General features: G+C 67.0%; 14 protein-coding genes and 1 tRNA gene. 6 read left to right on the forward strand and 9 right to left on the reverse strand.

Going from position 1 to position 16,451, the window contains the following annotated elements:
- Positions 1-84 precede the first annotated feature (84 nt).
- On the forward strand, positions 85-801 hold the full coding sequence (gene deoD / locus ID810_RS07585; RefSeq protein WP_166854756.1) for a purine-nucleoside phosphorylase: 717 nt from the start codon (positions 85-87) through the stop codon (positions 799-801).
- A gap of 105 nt (positions 802-906) precedes the next feature.
- On the opposite strand, the gene ppgK is transcribed toward deoD, so the two are convergent.
- Positions 907-1,656, reverse strand: coding sequence for a polyphosphate--glucose phosphotransferase (gene ppgK / locus ID810_RS07590; protein WP_166854755.1), 750 nt, complete (start codon positions 1,654-1,656; stop codon positions 907-909).
- 125 nt (positions 1,657-1,781) lie between these two features.
- Between ppgK and ID810_RS07595 the strand changes: the two genes are divergently transcribed.
- Positions 1,782-1,931, forward strand: coding sequence for a hypothetical protein (locus tag ID810_RS07595; protein ID WP_166854754.1), 150 nt, complete (start codon positions 1,782-1,784; stop codon positions 1,929-1,931).
- A 248-nt stretch (positions 1,932-2,179) separates the two neighbouring features.
- On the opposite strand, the gene ID810_RS07600 is transcribed toward ID810_RS07595, so the two are convergent.
- Positions 2,180-3,040, reverse strand: a complete 861-nt coding sequence (locus ID810_RS07600) for a LysR family transcriptional regulator (RefSeq protein ID WP_166854753.1) — start codon at positions 3,038-3,040, stop codon at positions 2,180-2,182.
- A 101-nt stretch (positions 3,041-3,141) separates the two neighbouring features.
- Here ID810_RS07600 and ID810_RS07605 point away from each other — a divergent pair, with 101 nt between their 5' ends.
- Genes ID810_RS07605 through ID810_RS07615 form a run of 3 tightly spaced genes read left to right on the forward strand, consistent with a single transcriptional unit; the run spans position 3,142 to position 6,132 of the window.
- Positions 3,142-4,164: a nitronate monooxygenase gene (locus ID810_RS07605; protein WP_196781487.1), complete on the forward strand. Its 1,023-nt coding sequence runs from the start codon at positions 3,142-3,144 to the stop codon at positions 4,162-4,164.
- Positions 4,165-4,186: 22 nt separating this feature from the next.
- Positions 4,187-4,969, forward strand: coding sequence for an MBL fold metallo-hydrolase (locus ID810_RS07610; protein WP_166854752.1), 783 nt, complete (start codon positions 4,187-4,189; stop codon positions 4,967-4,969).
- A 50-nt stretch (positions 4,970-5,019) separates the two neighbouring features.
- Positions 5,020-6,132, forward strand: coding sequence for an IS630 family transposase (locus ID810_RS07615; RefSeq protein ID WP_195858777.1), 1,113 nt, complete (start codon positions 5,020-5,022; stop codon positions 6,130-6,132).
- Positions 6,133-6,395: 263 nt separating this feature from the next.
- Here the strand turns inward: ID810_RS07615 and ID810_RS07620 are convergent, their stop codons facing one another.
- From ID810_RS07620 to nadD, 7 genes are all read right to left on the reverse strand, one after another.
- Positions 6,396-7,997 carry an IS1634 family transposase gene (locus ID810_RS07620; RefSeq protein WP_166858839.1) on the reverse strand — a complete coding sequence of 534 codons (1,602 nt, stop codon included), beginning with the start codon at positions 7,995-7,997 and terminating at the stop codon, positions 6,396-6,398.
- Between the two features lie 607 nt (positions 7,998-8,604).
- A complete protein-coding gene (locus ID810_RS07625) occupies positions 8,605-10,029 on the reverse strand; it encodes an NUDIX hydrolase (RefSeq protein ID WP_166858546.1) in 1,425 nt (474 codons plus the stop codon).
- Between the two features lie 488 nt (positions 10,030-10,517).
- Positions 10,518-10,590, reverse strand: a tRNA-Ala gene (locus tag ID810_RS07630).
- An 87-nt stretch (positions 10,591-10,677) separates the two neighbouring features.
- Entirely contained in the window at positions 10,678-11,331 is a 654-nt protein-coding gene (locus ID810_RS07635; protein ID WP_166858548.1) for a histidine phosphatase family protein, read from the reverse strand.
- A gap of 12 nt (positions 11,332-11,343) precedes the next feature.
- A complete protein-coding gene (gene rsfS / locus ID810_RS07640) occupies positions 11,344-11,736 on the reverse strand; it encodes a ribosome silencing factor (protein ID WP_166858550.1) in 393 nt (130 codons plus the stop codon).
- Positions 11,737-11,755: 19 nt separating this feature from the next.
- Positions 11,756-13,078 carry a hypothetical protein gene (locus ID810_RS07645; RefSeq protein ID WP_166858552.1) on the reverse strand — a complete coding sequence of 441 codons (1,323 nt, stop codon included), beginning with the start codon at positions 13,076-13,078 and terminating at the stop codon, positions 11,756-11,758.
- Positions 13,075-13,761: a nicotinate-nucleotide adenylyltransferase gene (nadD, locus tag ID810_RS07650; RefSeq protein ID WP_166858554.1), complete on the reverse strand. Its 687-nt coding sequence runs from the start codon at positions 13,759-13,761 to the stop codon at positions 13,075-13,077. The genes ID810_RS07645 and nadD overlap by 4 nt, the downstream gene beginning before the upstream one ends.
- A 303-nt stretch (positions 13,762-14,064) precedes the next feature.
- Between nadD and gnpA the strand changes: the two genes are divergently transcribed.
- Positions 14,065-16,269, forward strand: a complete 2,205-nt coding sequence (gnpA, locus tag ID810_RS07655) for a 1,3-beta-galactosyl-N-acetylhexosamine phosphorylase (protein WP_166858556.1) — start codon at positions 14,065-14,067, stop codon at positions 16,267-16,269.
- The last annotated feature ends 182 nt before the right edge of the window (positions 16,270-16,451 follow it).

Raw genomic sequence — 16,451 nt, forward strand, 5'->3', positions numbered from 1 at the left:
CGCCCAGGGCGCCCCAGCCCTGCCGCCCGGACCCCACGGGGCCCCACAGCGGGCAGCCGCACCCACACGATTTCAAGGAGAGCCATGGCCACCGCGCACATCGCCGCCGAACCTGGAGACTTCGCCCCCGCCGTCCTCATGCCCGGCGACCCTCGACGGGCCCAGCGCATCGCCGAGGCGGTCCTGACCGACGCGCGGCTCGTGACCGACGTGCGCGGCATGCTCGGCTTCACCGGCACCTACGAGGGCAAGCCGCTGTCCGTCATGGGCTCGGGCATGGGTCAGCCCTCCTTCACCATCTACGCCACCGAGCTCTTCAGCCAGTTCGGCGTCGAGCGCATCATCCGTGTGGGCACCGCCGGGGGCATCAGCCCCGAGGTCAAGGTGGGCGACGTCGTCATCGCCACCGGTGCTCACACGGACTCAGCCATGAACCAGTTGCGCGTGCCCGGGGTCAACTTCTCCGCCGTCGCGGACTTCCGCCTGGCGCTGGCGGCCTACGAGGCGGGCGTGGACGCGGGCCTGGGTGAGCGCCTGCACGCGGGCACGATCCTGTCGCGCGACCACTTCTACTTCACGCCCGAGGGGCAGACCCAGGCCCTGGCGGGCTACGGCACGCTGTGCGTGGAGATGGAGGCGGCGGCCCTGTACGGCGTGGCCGCGGAGTTCGGTCGGCAGGCGCTGGCGGTGCTCACCATCTCCGACCACCTGCTCGATCACTCCGAGGACATGAGCGCCGCCGAGCGCGAGACCCGTTTCCAGGACTCCCTGGCGCTGGCGGTTGCCGCGGCGCTGAGCTGACGGGCCCACCCGCCGTCGGCTGTGTGTTGCCGACGGCGGGTGGTTGCCGAAAGCGGGTCGTCGCCGTCGGCGGAATGTTGCCGACGGCGGGGGTGGCCCGGGTGCTCAGGCGCGGCGGGCGGCCTCGTGGGCGGCGCCGACGATGCCCGCGGTGTTGAGCAGCGCGGCGGGGACGATGGGGGCTGTGAGGTCGAGCAGCGGCAGGAACTTCTCGTGGTTCTTCGACACGCCGCCGCCGACGACGAACAGGTCCGGGCTGAAGAGCATCTCCACGTGGGAGTAGTAGCGCTGCAGGCGCTTGGCCCACTTCTTCCACGACAGGTCACGCTGTGTCTTCTGGGCGGAGGAGGCGCGCGTCTCGGCGTCGTGACCGTCGATCTCGAGGTGGCCAAGCTCGGTGTTGGGCACGAGCACGCCGTCGACGACGAGCGCCGAGCCGATGCCCGTGCCGAGCGTCGTGAGGATGACGGTGCCGGCCACGCCCTTGGCGGCGCCGTAGACGACCTCGCCCAGGCCCGCCGCGTCGGCGTCGTTGAGGGTGTGGACCGGTCGGCCCAGGTGCTCGGACATGAGAGTGTCGATGTCGACGCCGACCCAGGACTGGTCGAGGTTGGCGATGAAGGGGATGACCCCGTGGACGATGGGTGCGGGGAAGGAGATGCCGACGGCGACGCCCTCGGGCACCTGGAGGCCATCGATGATCTGGCGGCAGACCTCGGCGACGGCCTCGGGGGTGGAGGGCTGCGGAGTCGCGATGCGGATGCGCTCGCCGATGAACTCGCCGGTGTCGAGGTCGACGAGGGCACCCTTGACGCCGGAGCCGCCGATGTCGATGCCGCATCCGATCGTGGCCATGGTTCCTCCTGGGATGGGGTTCAGAGCCGGCGGGTGGCGCCGACAGCGCGAGGCTACAACCCTCCAGGCTTTGCGTGCGGCGGTACGAGGCCGGTGCGCCGCGCAGGCGCCGATAGGTTGACGTCATGCCAGACGAGACTGCTGCGGTACCGGTGCGCGACACCGGCACCCACGGCGAGCCCGTGGCCCGGGATGCGCTCTACCGCGAGTTCTTCACGGCGCTGTGCATCCACACGGACGATGATGTCCCGCCCTCCGCACCCGTTGAGCCCTGAGCTTTCACGCTGAGGCTTGAGGTCTCCGCTCAGGTCTCAGCGTAAAAGGCCAGTTCTCAGCGTTCTCAGCAGGGCGCAACAATTCATGGTGACCGCCTGCTTCTTGAGGTGTTCGGACTTCAACACCTGGATTGCCTCACGAGCAGGCCGTCCCACTACCTACCCACGACCCCGCGTGTCGCCCCGACACCCCCACGAATAACCCTTTCGGTGTGCGCTTTTGCGCGCGAGCCGGGGCTTATGTTCCGTTAGCCGGGCGCGCGTTCGTCGGCCAGGCCGGTGATGATCTCAACCAGGGTGCGCGCGAGCGGTGGCAGGGGCGAGCGAGGGAGGACTAGCCGCAGCGTGGCGCTCGGACCGTCCTGAAGCGGGATGAAGGCCAGTCCGGGATGCGCGCTGACCCGCGCCGCCGACCGGCCAATGCTCCCCACGCCCTGACCAGCGGCCACCAAGGCGATCCACTCGTCGTAGCTGGCGCACTCGACGGTACGCGCGGGCTGGCCGCCCTCGGGCCATTGCGCCTGGCGGGTGCTTCCGTTGCCGGTGTTGATGACGACCGGGTGCTCAGCCAGCTCCGCCCATGTCAGGCTCTCTCGCCCCGCCAACGGGGAACGCCGGCTGACAACGGCCATGCGTGGCTCGGTCAGGATATCGAAGGAGTTAAACGCTCCCAGATCCGCCTCGTGCCGGATGAGCGCGAGGTCGACGTGCCCGCGGCGCAGGGCCCGCAGTGGATCGTCCTGGCGGGACAGGTGCGCGTGCGCCCCGGTCTCGGACTCGAAGGCGGTGATGACGTGCTCAATCCAGGGATAGGGCAGCGCCCATGTGAAGCCGATGCGGACCGCGCGCGTCTGGCGCGCCTGGGCGAGCGCGGCATCAAGATCAGAGACGATCCGGCAGGCGCGCTCCAGGAACGCCGCGCCTGCCTGCGTGGTCTCGACGCCGTTCCGGGAGCGGTCGAGAAGCCTCACGCCCACGGCGTGCTCGAGCTGCTGGATCGTGCGGCTCAGGGCCGGCTGGGTCAGGTGCAGCTCCCGGCTCGCATGGGTGAGGGAGCCCGCCTGGGCCACAGCGATGAAGGCGCGCAGGTGCCGTATCTCCACGTCCATGCCGCTGGAGCATAGAGCATGCCCGGCAGGCACTTCCCCTCGGACGCGACACTTTTCTACCCTGACAGGCGGATCCTGCCCATCGTTTCTAGGAGACACCAATGGCGTCCACCCCGCTGCTGGCCTCGTCGCTCCCCCTCGCTGCCGCGCCGATGGCAGGAGGCCCCTCCACCGTGGCGCTCGCCGGTGCGGTTGCCGGCGCAGGCGCCTTCCCCTTCCTGGCAGGCGGCTATAGGCCCGTCGAGGCGCTGGCTGAGCAGATCAGTCAGGCCCGTCGGCTGGGGGCCGACTTCGGCGTCAACCTCTTCGTGCCCTCGCGCGCGCCGGTCGACGGTGCCGCGCTCCAGGCCTATGCGCGCGAGCTGGCCCCGGAGGCGCAGGCCTACGGCCTGGACCTGAGCGTCCAGCCCGGCCATGACGACGATGGCTGGCAGGCCAAGCTCGACCTGCTGGTGAGCGACCCGGTGCCGGTGGTCTCCTTCACCTTCGGACTTCCGGAGGACGACGTCGTCCGTCGCCTGCGCGCGGCCGGCACCACAGTGCTGGTGACCGTGACGACGGCGCGGGAGGCCGCAGCCGCTGCCGAGGCCGGAGCGGATGGGCTGGTGGTCCAGGGGCCGCGGGCTGGTGGTCACAGCGCCACCTTCGACCCTTCTCGGACGATCGGTGGCCAGGCCACGGCCGATGTGGTTCAGGAGGTGCGCGGGGCGACCGCGTTGCCCGTCATCGGAACCGGTGGAGTCGGCGGCGGCGAGGATGTCCGGGCGATTCTGGCTGCCGGAGCCCAGATGGTCGCCGTCGGCACGCTGCTGCTGCGCGCCGACGAGGCGGGGACCCCTGAGACGTATCGCCGTGCCCTGGTGGACCCGGCCTTCACGCGCACGATCGTGACACGAGCGTTCAGCGGGCGGCCGGCACGCTCCTTGCGCAACGGGTTCGCTCAGCGGCATCCTCACGCTCCCAGCGCCTACCCGGCGGTCAACCGCCTGACGCTGCCCCTGCGCGCGGCGGCTGCCAGGGCGGGTGACATGCAGCGGATCTCGCTGTGGGCGGGCACCGGCTGGCGTGGCGCCCGCGACGAGAGCGCGGCAGACGCCGTCGCCAGGCTCGCTGCCGCGCTGTGAGCGAGGCGGGGAAGGCCATCGTATGAATGGATCCGGGCCGGCAGTGCGGGACGGTCGTTACGTCGTCGTTGGGGGACCGACGGTCGTCTTTGACCTCGGCGGGCTTCGCCTCATCTCTGACCCCACCTTCGACCCTCCGACCGACTACGGGATGCTGCGCAAGACCGAGGGGCCCGCGGTGGACCCCGAGGCACTGGGGCATCTCGATATCGCGCTGATAAGCCATGATGACCACAAGGACAACCTTGATCACCGAGGACGTCAGGTGGCGCTAGAGGCTGGGGTGGTCATCTCGACGCATCACGCGGCGCGGCGGATGGGCGGTGCGGCGCGGGGCCTGGCCGCGGGAGAGAGCCTCACCCTCGGTGAGCTCACGATCCACGCCGTCGAGGCTGTTCACGGTCCGGCGGACGGTGAACGAGATTCACGGGGCTTCGTCAACTGTGAGGTCATCGGCTTCGTGCTCCAGACGCACGCGACACAGATGTTCCTCAGCGGTGACACCACCTCGCTGGATATGGTGAGAGCGGTGGCCGAGCGCTTCGGCCCGATGGACTACGCGGTGCTCCATGCGGGCCGTGCGAGCGTTCCCGCCAAGTTCGCGGGCCGCCCCTTGTCCATGACGGCTGACCAGGCAGCGACGGCGGCGCGACTGCTGTCGGCCCAGCGCGTCGTCGTGGTGCACCAGACGCAGTGGGCGCACTTCACCCAAGGCCCTGCGCACACACGGGCGGCATTTGAGAGCGCTGGCCTGGGATCCGTCCTTGCTCCCAGCGAGCCCGGCGTGTGGGGGAACCTGATCTAGTGTCGTGTGTCGTTAGTTCTTGAACGGTTGGTTGGGTGGGATCATGGGGTGTGGCTAATCGTCCTGCTCCTGGTCTGTTGTTGCGTGAGGGTGATCGTGGCGAGCTGGAGGCACTGGTGCGTTCGCGCAGCGCGCGGGCGGGGCTGGTGCGGCGGGCGCGGATCGTGCTTCTTGCTGCGGATGGGCTGTCCAATACTGAGATCGCACGGAGGGTGGGCGCCTCGCGTACCACCGTGATCGCGTGGCGCGGCCGCTACCAGCGCCTGGGCATGGAAGGCCTGGAGGACGCTGATCGTCCGGGTCGGCCCCGCAAGGTCGATCGCACCGCGATCGTGACCGCTACGCTGACCCCGCCGCCGAGGTCGTTGGGGGTCACGCACTGGTCCACCCGGCTGCTGGCTGCCCGGCTGGGCGTGTCGGCGGCGACGGTGGCCAGGGCCTGGAGGGCTTACGGGATCAAGCCCTGGCGGGAGCAGTCGTTCCGCTTCTCCACCGACCCCGAGCTGGTCGGCAAGGTCACCGACATCTGCGGCCTGTACTTGGGCACCAACCCCGACGTGCCCGATAACGCGATCGTGCTTTGCGTGGACGAGAAGTCCCAGATCCAGGCACTGGACCGCACCATGCCGGTCCTGCCCATGCAGCCCGGGCTGATCGAGCGCCGCAGCAGCGACTACGTCCGGCACGGCACCACCACCCTGTTCGCGGCGCTGGAGATCGCCACCGGCAAGGTCACCGCCGCCACCAGGCCCCGCCACCGCCACGAGGAGTTCCTCGCCTTCCTGCGACAGGTGGACAGGGCCTACAAGGACGCCATCGACCCGGACACCGGGGAACGCGTCCAGCTGCACCTGGTCATGGACAACTACGCCACCCACAAGCACAAGGACGTGCGCGCCTGGCTGGAGCACCACCCCCACATACACGTCCACCACACCCCCACCCACGCCTCCTGGATGAACCTCGTGGAGGTCTGGTTCTCCCTGATCGAGCGCCAGGCCATACGCCGCGGCGTCTTCAAGTCCGTGCAGGACCTGAACAACAAGCTCCGCGCCTACATCACCGGCTGGAACAAACGCGCCCACCCATTCACCTGGACCAAAACCGCCGAACAGATTCTCACCAAAGCCAACCGCCCAGAAATTAACAACCCAGGACACTAGATGTACTGACCGGAGAGGTTGGTTGAAGGACTGCGATCCGGGCGTGTGAGCAAAATGGGGACTTGCTGGTTGAGTGGGACTCGCAACTGAAGCGTCCTGGGTTTCGTTCCGACCTACTTCCTCAAGGAGAATCGGAACATGCCCCAGAAGTACACCCTCGAGTTCAAGGCGAGGCCCCCTTGGTGTGAGCACCGAGGAGTCTGAACAGATCCGCCGGCTGGGCTACGAGGACCTCGGGCTGTGGCGCCTGACTTTTGACACTGTTAGTGACCCGTTTTGTTGGTGAGGCTGGCCAGGATGTTGGCGGCTTGGCCTTGGGGTTGGCTGGTGGCTGTGAGCTCGTGTCCGTTGATGTTGATGGTGACGTCGATGACGGGTCGTAGGGCTTGCACGATCTTCTTGATGGAGACACCGGTCGCGGCCTGGAGGTGGCGGGCTACGGCTAGGGCGGCGGTGACCACGGTCAGGTGGGCCTCGATGGCTTGGCGGGTGTGGTGGAAGACCGGGCGGGCGCGTAGGTCGTGTTTGGACATGCGGAAGGACTGTTCCACCTTCCACAGATTGTGGTAGTCGGCCACGATCTCGCTGGCGCTCATAGTGCGGGCGGGGATGTTGGTGACATAGCCCTTTAGCCCTTCTAGACGCCGCGCTCTGGCCAGGGCCTTTTCATCCAGGCCTCTTCCTGAGGAGCTGGTGGTGACAAACCTGGCTGAGCGCATGGCTTTTTCCCCGGCAACGATGGCTCTGGCCCGGTTTTCCTGGAGGGTAAGGGTCTTGCTGTCCCTGGCGGCGCGTTTACGCGAGTAGACCCAGATCGCCCGCCACGAGCCCGGGTGTGTCTGTGGGTGCCAGACCGGTTCGTCCTTGAGGTGCTGATTGCGTTCTTGTTTACCACCGTGGCGTGGGGTGATTGTGTCAATGGTCTGCCCGTCGGTGAAGCAGTCCCCGTGCCAGAAGAAGTGCGCTTGGAGGTCCAGGGGTGCCTTGGTCTGTCTGGCCCCGACAATGAAGCCGTAGCCGGCTTGGTCAAGCGCCTGCAAGTTAGCGCTGGAGAGCATCCCGGCATCAGCTACGACTACTAGGTGCTCCGCCCCGGCGCGTTGCTTGAAGGCCTCGATGGTAGGGATGAGGGTGTGGGTCTCGGCTTTGTTGCCTTCCCAGCAGGAGACCTCCAACGGGAAACCGTTACGGTCTGCTAGCAGGCCGACCAGGATCTGGGGATCCACGCGGCGTTCTTTGGAGTAGCCGACCTTGCGCAGCGCGTCTTCTTTCTCTGCTTCGAAGTACAAGGTAGTCACGTCGTACAACACCAAGGACACATCCCCACAGGCCAGGCAATGCTCCAAGGCCGCACGAGCCAGAGCAGAGCGGTAATCACGCTCCACGCAACGGGTCAGGGCACGAAAGTGGGTGCGTGAGTCAAAGGACTCCAGCCCCAAGCTGGTCAACATCGCTGCTATAGCGCTCTTGCTAGTGGGTTCGATCAGCCGGGCCAGGACAATCTGCTTGAAGGCCTCATCGTCCACCGCTTGGTCAAAGCCAAGATCCTGCCAAGCATCGCAAAGGACTTGCCACAACAAGCCGCTGCGGTGGGAAACCAGGTGCGCTGCGCCAATGGCCGTCTGCTGGTAGTCCCCATGCACACCCGGCCTGGAGCCTGCCGACCCCGACGGGAGGTCCAGGTCCAGCTGGAGCTGGCCGGGATGGAGCTTTTCTTGCGCGACCTGGACCAAGGCAGCAAGCTCGCCAGGGGTATGAGCAGAACCGATGTGCTCAACAACCTTGTTACGTCGGCCTTCCTTGACCGCGATCTGCACGGCCGTGGCCCCCGAGGCGGTACGCACTTGACGGATGAACGGGCTCACAAACCCCATCATAACCAGCCTCCTTAGTGACCCAACCCGCCCCCTGCAGCCGCACAAAATCAACGAAAACCCAACCAAAACCACCCAGCCCCACACCAAGTGTCAAAAGTCAGGTCTGAACAGATCCGCCGGCTGGGCTACGAGGACCTCGGGCTGTGGCGCGTGGGTGAGGTCGTGCGCAGGGGCACCGGTGTTGTTCGCGGCGGAGCCAGGCCGCCCCACGAGGAGATGACCCGGTTCATCGACCACTCACCGTGATCGTCTCTTGGGGCCCGGGCCGCTCTGCCGCCCGCTGGGCGCGACGGAGGGGGCCTCATCACCCCCCTGTGGGTGGCGGGCTGCCAGGACCCGCGCGCCATCAGCACGGGCACTGCCAGGTCAGGTCCTCGCAGCCGGGCCGCGGCGGGTCCACACGCACAGCTGCTTGCGTGCACGGGGTGCGCCACGCGGTGCGCCGTGCTGGCTGGGAGTTTGGCCGTCACCCAGCCCCGTCGCGCCCTGACCCCGGAACCAAACCCAGGACGCTTCACGATGAGATCTGAGGTCTCCGATCGGGGATCAGCGCGAAAGCTCAGGGTTGACGGAGTGCACGTACAAACGCATCTACTCACTTGTCAAGAACCGATCGGGCAAGGGGGCTAAGGCGTGACCAGTCGCCGTATCGGAGGTCGAACCATTCCCATCCGTTTGTGTCCGAGGACAACGTCGCGGTGTCGGGGAGTGCATCTCGCAGGTACACATCGGCAACCGCTCCATGGTGGTGAAAGTCTATAGTCTCACCTGCGGCACTAGAGTCGACGTGAAGTGAGAATCGGGAAAAACCACCGATGACAACGGAATCGGTAGCGACCTCCTCGGCCAGCTCGCGCCGGAGAGCGCTGTACCAGCTCTCAGCGAACTCAGGTCGACCGCCGGGGAGGTCGAGTTGTCCGGTATAGGGTCCGCGTGCCTTCCTTACACACAGCAGAGCATCGTCCTGCACTATGCGCGCATAGACGCCGAAGTGGTAGGTGGGAAGGGGACCCGCAGAAATAGTTGCGCCCAACTCGACAGGGCTCTCGGCGGAAGTGAAAGCGGCAACCAATCCCCTCGTCACGTCTATTCCGTCGGAGCCCACTCGAAGCTTTGCCGCAACAACGTCGTGTGGTATATTTTCGAGGCAAGTAGATGTGTCTCTTGCATGTTCACGTGGCGGGGTGAGAAGGCCGAGCCAATCAGGATGATTACTCCAGTCGGTCAATGTATTCCGATGGATGAGGTTCGCCTTCTCGTCATCATTCGTGACGAGTTCCAGGCGGCTGCGAGGTTCATCGAGCATGAGTTCACTCTCGATGATTGCAACGACGCGCCCCTCAGTGGTGAACGATGTGCCCAGTGCACGGCGCATCTCTTCAGGAAGCAGCCTTATCTTCGCAGGGACCGAAGCACCGGGGAGCGGCGACACTGCCTCGATCAGCGGAAGATCGAGAAGCAGGTATGCCATACCACCGTACCGATGATGAAAATCAGGACATATAACGCGCTCGGCACCCAGGGCCAAAAGGCTTTCAGCTCCGGCGTTGATGACGCTCGGCCATGCCAGCACCGACAAACCTTCACCAGCGTGGAGAAGGGCCTTGTCATTAGTTAGTATGCTCAGGCCGTCGAGATGACCGGTGGCGGCGGCTAGCAGTGCTGTTGATTTTCCGGCTCCCTTCCTGCCCACGAAACAGATCGCACGCCCATCCCGAACCACCGCCGACGCATGAAACGGCAGCGAACCACTCTCAATCGCCGCAGCCGTGTGAATCCCCCGAATGACCCGATACAACTCGACGAACAGGCCCCGCACGTCCTTACCGACGATGTAGACCCTCCTCTCCGCCAGATCCCGGACTATCACCGTCCTCGTGCTTTGGATCATAACTAGCCTGGTGTGCTGGTTCACGTCCTCAATGTAACCGTTCGCGCCATAATCCAAAACAGGCACCCAGAGGGGGTCTAGCTGCCGAACGGCGGACTCCCAGTAGTGGTTGCTCTCCACGGCGCTCACGGACCAGGTGCCTGCTGCCGTTGATGGTGCATCACGATAGTACACGTGGGAACGCAGGAGGGGAATCAACGCGGAATGTGCGTTCACCGAGACATTGGCGAAAGGCGAGGAGAATATCTCTCGCTTAGAGAATACGATGCCATTCACGACTTGACGAACACGAGACACAACGTCCCCGAGAATTCGTGCATTCATTACTCCCACACCCTCATGTGTCGCGGCTCATCACGAAACAGGCTCTTTAATTGCGCAAAATCATGAACCCGCTTTTCCGCACCATCTTCAGGGAAGGACGGCTCTCCCCGCCATTCCGAACAACCAGCGCATAAGGGAACCCCCTGTATTCGCCTTCGATGTGCGAGCAACGAATAACCCCACACCAACACAAACTGTCGTATCAGCCTCGAAGAGGCCCTCACCAGCGGAAACAGAGCAGGGGAAGTGCGAACCTACGCTCGAAAGCGAGCGCTCGACACTTCCCCTTGGAGTGGAGCTAGGGGGATTCGAACCCCCGACCTCTTCCATGCCATGGAAGCGCGCTACCAACTGCGCCATAGCCCCGAGTACGGGCGTCGTCCCTTGCGGGCGACGCGGACTACTATATTGACTCGCCCGCCACCCGGGCAAATCCGCCGCGAGTGCCGTACCTCACCCCCGGATTGCCCCCGCCCCGGGCACCTCCGTCGGCCCGGGCAGCGTCCCCGGCAGGTTCCAGCCCACCAGCATCCAGCCCGGCGCGCGGTTGGAGCGCCGCAGCACGGCGTGGTGGCAGTTCTCCACACCCCGCAGCCCGAACCACGTCGAGGGGTCCAGCCCCAGCAGCCAGGAGGCCCCCAGAGTGATGGCCGCACCGTGGGCGACAGCGACGACAACGTCCCTCTCCCCCGCCTGCTCAACCAACCCTTCCAGGGCCTTGCCAACACGCTCGGCGACCCGGGCCCGGGGCTCGACGTCGACACCCTCAGGGTCCTGACCGGCCCGCCAGCGCCCGTACTGCTCAGGCCAGCCGGCCTTGATCTCAGCTCTGCGCAGCCCCTCCCAGACGCCGAAGGAGCGCTCCGCGAGGTCGCCGACCGTCACGACCTCCAGCCCGGTGAGCCCGGCCAGCGCCTCGGCGGTCTCCTGGGCGCGCCCAAGAGGCGAGGCGGCCAGCAGGGCCGGGTGCAGCGCAGCCAGACCGGGGGCGGCGGCCTGAGCCTGCGCGCGCCCTTCCTCGTTGAGGGGGACGTCCACCTGCCCCTGGAGACGCAGGGCGGCGTTGTAGTCAGTCTGGCCGTGGCGCCACAGGACGAGGTCGGTCATGCAGCACTGCCGTCAGTCGTCCGCGTTCCCAGCCGCGACCTCGGCGAGGAGAGCCGGCAGCTCGATAAGCGGGCAGTCCTTCCACAGGCGCTCCAGGGCGTAGAACTCGCGGTCCTCGGTCTGCTGGACGTGGACCATGATGTCGCCGTAATCGAGCAGGACCCAGTGGGCCTCCTCGAAGCCCTCACGCATCCGGCGCTTGGAGCCGGCCTTGAGCATCGCCTCATCGATGGCGTCGACGATGGCGCGCACCTGCCGGTCCGTGGCACCGGAGGTGATGAGGAAGACGTCGGTGAGAGCCAGACGCTCGGAGACGTCGATGGCGATGATGTCGTCGGCCTTCTTCTCCGCAGCCGCGCGGGCGGCGGTCAGTGTGAGGGCCAGGGCCTCGGGGGTGGCGGTCACGTGTGTGTCTCCTCGGCGGTCAGATGATGAGAAGCCCGAGCGAGTCGAGAAGCGTCTGCGCGGAGAACACGTTGCCTTGGCGCACCCAGACGAACCACACGATCGTCGCCAGCACGAGGACGATGACAAGGACCACGAGGGCGATGAGCAGCGCACGGCCCTTCCCCCGCTTCTCCGGCTCCTCCACCGGGGCAACGATCTGCTCAAAGTCCTCGAACTCCTCATCGGCCTCCTCAGCTGACTCGGGCGAGACCGTGGGCTCCGCGGTCTCCTCCGACGGCGCCTCCACGGCCTGATCGGATGTGGCGGCAGAGACGGGAACATCCTCGGGGTCAGTGCCGACGGCGGGGGCCATGTCGCGCAGCGCCTTCCACTGGGGGTTCTCAATGCCGACGAAGGCGTCGTCGACGGGCTGGACGGAACTGAGCTCACCGGTGTCGAGGTCGACGGTGCGCACCCCCTGCACTGCCGCCGGGATACGTACGATGGGGCGCCGGGCGGCCGTCGAGGGGGGCTCAGGGGCCGGGCCCTCTTCCTCGTCCTCGGCACTGTCGTAGGCACCGTCGTCGGGGTCCTCGCCACTTGTCACATCGGCGTCCTCAACGGGCTTGACGTCCTCAAGGAGGTCCTCCGCGGCAGCGGGCAGTCCCGACGTCGGCGCCTGTCCGACGTCGTCCTGCCCGTCCACGTCCTCGGACTGCGCCGGGGCCTGCGAGCGTGAAGCGGTGTCCTGCGCGACAGCGCCGAAGAGGGAACGGCGCTCGGGTACCGCAGGCCTGGTCTCCTCGGCCTTCTCAGTACCGGCGTCCTCAGAGCCGCCATCCCACGAGGCGGCCCCGGTGCCGCCTGCGTTCAGGGAGAGGTCGGCCAGGTCAAACGCCCCCATGACACCGGTCTCAACGGCGGCGATCGCCGTCATCTCCTCCGAGGAGTACTTCTCAGCACCCTGCTGCTCCACGGATGCCCTGCCCGCACCCAGCAGCGGCGCGTCGTCATCATCGAGCTCGTCGTCGGCCGACTCGTCGGTCAGGTCGGAGATGACGACGGGCCCGGCGGGCCCAGAGACGGCGGGGACACCGGCGAGGACCGCCATGCTCTCCCCCGCCAGCGTCGGGTCCTGCAGGGCCTGGGCCTGCTCCTCTGTGATCTCTCCGGCGGTGATGGCCGCCCGCAGCGCCTCTGCCTCTTCACGCAGACGACGCATCTCACGGCGAGTGAGCAGCGGCTGCTGCCCGGTGAGGTAGGCCTCGCGTTCGGCGGCGCGCTCAGCCTGACGCTGCTCGCGTCGGGAGCGGCGCGGGGCAGCGGACTGCTCATGGTTGACGTCGGTGGAATCGCTCACCGTCGTTCTCCTTCCTCGTGTGCCGAGCGTGCGGTCTGCTCGCGCACGACGTGGGCCGTCATCGACGTCACCTCGGACTGCCGGTGCGGCCGGTAGAGGCCATATTTACGGATGTACTGCACGACGCCGTCGGGCACCAGGTACCACACGGGTGCCCCGCGGGACACACGCTCACGGCAATCGGTCGAGGAGATCGCCATGGCGGGGACCTCGAGGAAGTCCACGCGGTCCTCCGGCAGCCCCGAGTCAGTCAGGATGTGGCCGGGGCGGGTGACGCCCACCAGGCGGGCCATACCGAGGATCTCCTCGTTGTCCTTCCAGGTGAGGATCTGCGCCAGGGCGTCCGCGCCGGTGATGAAGTACAGCTCTGCGCCCGGGTACTCGGCGGCAATGTCGTGCAGGGTGTCGATCGTGTAGGTGGTCCCGCCGCGCTCGATGTCCACGCGCGAGACCGTGAAGCGGTTGTTGGAGGCCGTGGCGATCACCGTCATGAGGTAGCGGTGCTCAGCAGCCGAGACCTTGCCGCTCTTCTTGAAGGGCTGGGCCCAGGTGGGCACGAAGATGACCTCGTCGAGGCCGAAGACGTTCTGCACCTCAGAGGCGGCCACGAGGTGCCCGTGGTGGATGGGGTCGAAGGTGCCACCCATGATGCCGATGCGCAGCGGACGGGAACCGTCATGCATGTACTACCGTCCCCTCCCTGCCGCTCACCACGGCTCGTCCTTACTACTCTTGCTACTACCGCACAGGACACGCGGTAGCACCATCCTGCCATGACAGCCGCAGCAGCCTTGTAACGCAACGCCTACCGCGACGCGCCCGGTTCCGCGGGGAGCAGATGTCCGACCTATGCTGTCCGCGCCCACACCACACGTCGCCTCTCGCCTTCAGCACCGCCGCTGAACACCCGGTCCCCGCACGCGGCCCCGGCCCCAAGCCGACCCCCACCACCACGGACACGTACCGCCAGAAGGAGCACGACGCCCATGCCCCACAAGACCCACTCCCCCCGTACCACTGGCCGCGTCACCATGCCCATCCAGGAGGGCATCGACGACCAGATCCGCGAGCTCGTCACCGCCCTCGGTGCCGATGCCGTGCGCAACTCGGACGGCACCTGGCTGCCCGAGATCGCCTCCGAGCTCGTCGACAGGGTCTACTCGACCTACTTCCCGGCCCGTGGGGACCAGGACTGGGCCCTCGCCCACCCCGACACCCTCGTCAACCAGTACCTCATGAGCGCGCGCGTGACCGCCATGGGCCAGGGCCCGCTCACCATCGACGTCCTCGACGGCTATTTCCGCGAGCAGTTCGTGCCCTGCTACGAGCGCGTCGAGCGCTTCTGGGAGGTCATCGACCGCACCAGTGGCGAGGTCGTGGCACCCAGCGGCTGGAGCGTGGACGAGTCCACCGGCGTGCTCACCATCGCCGAGCCGACCCCGTGGCACGAGTACACGGTCGGCTTCCTGGCCGACCAGGTGTGGGACACGACCCAGATGTACAACTACATCACCAACGGCTGGGGCGAGACGGACCCCACCCGGGTCAAGGAGCGCCCCTACGACGTGCGCAAGAACGGCGTGTGGGAGTACGCCCAGCAGGCCCTGCGCGAGTGGCTCGAGGCCCACCCGGAGGTCGACGTCGTGCGCTTCACAACGTTCTTCTACCACTTCACCATCGCCTTCAACACGCACGGCGAGGAGAAGTTCGTCGACTGGTTCGGCTACTCCGCCTCCGTGTCTCCCGAGGCCATCGACGCCTTCGAGGCCGAGTACGGCTACGCGCTGCGCGCCGAGGACTTCATCGACGCCGGCTACTACAACAACCCCTTCCGCGTGCCGAGCCCGCGCTTCCGCGACTGGATCAGCTTCCAGTCCCGCTTCGTCGCCGACAAGGCGAAGCGGCTGGTGGACATCGCCCACGAGGCCGGCCGTGAGGCCATGATGTTCCTGGGCGACAACTGGATCGGCACCGAGCCCTTCGGCGAGCACTTCCCCTCCATCGGGCTCGACGCCGTCGTCGGCTCGGCCGGCTCGGCGGCCACGACCCGCCTCATCGCCGAGATCCCGGGCGTGCGCTACTCCGAGGTCCGCTTCCTGCCCTACTTCTTCCCGGATGTCTTCAACCACGACGGCGCAGACCCGGTCGGCCAGGCCAACGACTCCTGGCTCACCTCCCGCCGCGCCATCGTGCGCAAACCCCTGGACCGCATGGGCTACGGCGGCTACGTCTCCCTGGCCCTGGAGTTCCCGGAGTTCATTGACCGCATTACCGACATCTGCCAGGAGTTCCGCGACATCCACGAGCAGTCCGGCGGCGAGCTGCCTGAGAACGCCCCCTTCGCCGTCGGCATCCTCAACGCCTGGGGACCCCTGCGCTCCTGGCAGACACACATGGTCGCCCACGCCCTGTGGTACAAGGCCGCCTACTCCTACGTCGGCGTCATCGAGGCGCTGGCCGGCCTGCCGTTCAAAGTCCGCTTCCTGTCCTTCGACGAGGTGCGTGAGCAGGGCGTGCCCGAGGAGGTCGGCGTCCTCATCAACGCCGGTGCCGCCGGCACCTCCTACTCCGGGGGCGAGGCCTGGGCCGACGGACGCCTGGCCGAGATCCTGCGCGAGTGGGTCGCCGCCGGGCACGGCCTCATCGGTGTGGGCGAGCCCGCCGCCTACGACAAGGGCGGCTCCTTCATCCAGCTCTCGGATGTCCTGGGTGTCGACCGCGAGCGCCAGCTCACCCTCAACACGGACCGCTACCCCACCCTGGTCGAGGGCCACGTCATCACGGCGGACCTTAAGCGGGCCTCCGCCTTTGATGACGGCGAGGGCGCGGGCGGTGACGTCTACACGGTCAGCGAGCGCACGCAGGTGCTCTCCTACGACGACGGCACAGTCAAGATCGCCGCCAACGAGTTCGGCGCGGGTCGAGCGGTCTACTTCTCCGGCCTGCCGTACTCCTTCACCAACTCGCGCACCCTGCAGCGCGCCCTGTACTGGGCGGCCGGGCGCGAGGACCTGCTGAGCAGGTGGTTCACCACCCACCCGGCCACAGAGGTCGCCTGGTACCCGGGCCGGCGCAAGATGCTCGTGACCAACAACGCCTACGAGGCCGTGACGACGACGGTCCTGGGTGACGGGCGCGAGTGGCAGCTGACGCTCGAGCCCATGGGCTCGGCCTGGGTCGACGTCGACTGACCCATCCGGGCACGTCGCGCCACCGCGGTGCCCCCACAACGCCGTCGGCACAGCAGCCCGCCGCAACGCCGTCGGCACCGCAGCGCTCAGGGCCGGGCACCACGATCCGTATGGTGCCCGGCCCTGTGCCGTACCTCACCCGACGCGGCCTCATTCCGCGGTTTCTCCTGTCTCAGGAGTCC

This window comes from Actinomyces respiraculi (genome assembly GCF_014595995.2).
GTDB lineage: Bacteria > Actinomycetota > Actinomycetes > Actinomycetales > Actinomycetaceae > Actinomyces > Actinomyces respiraculi.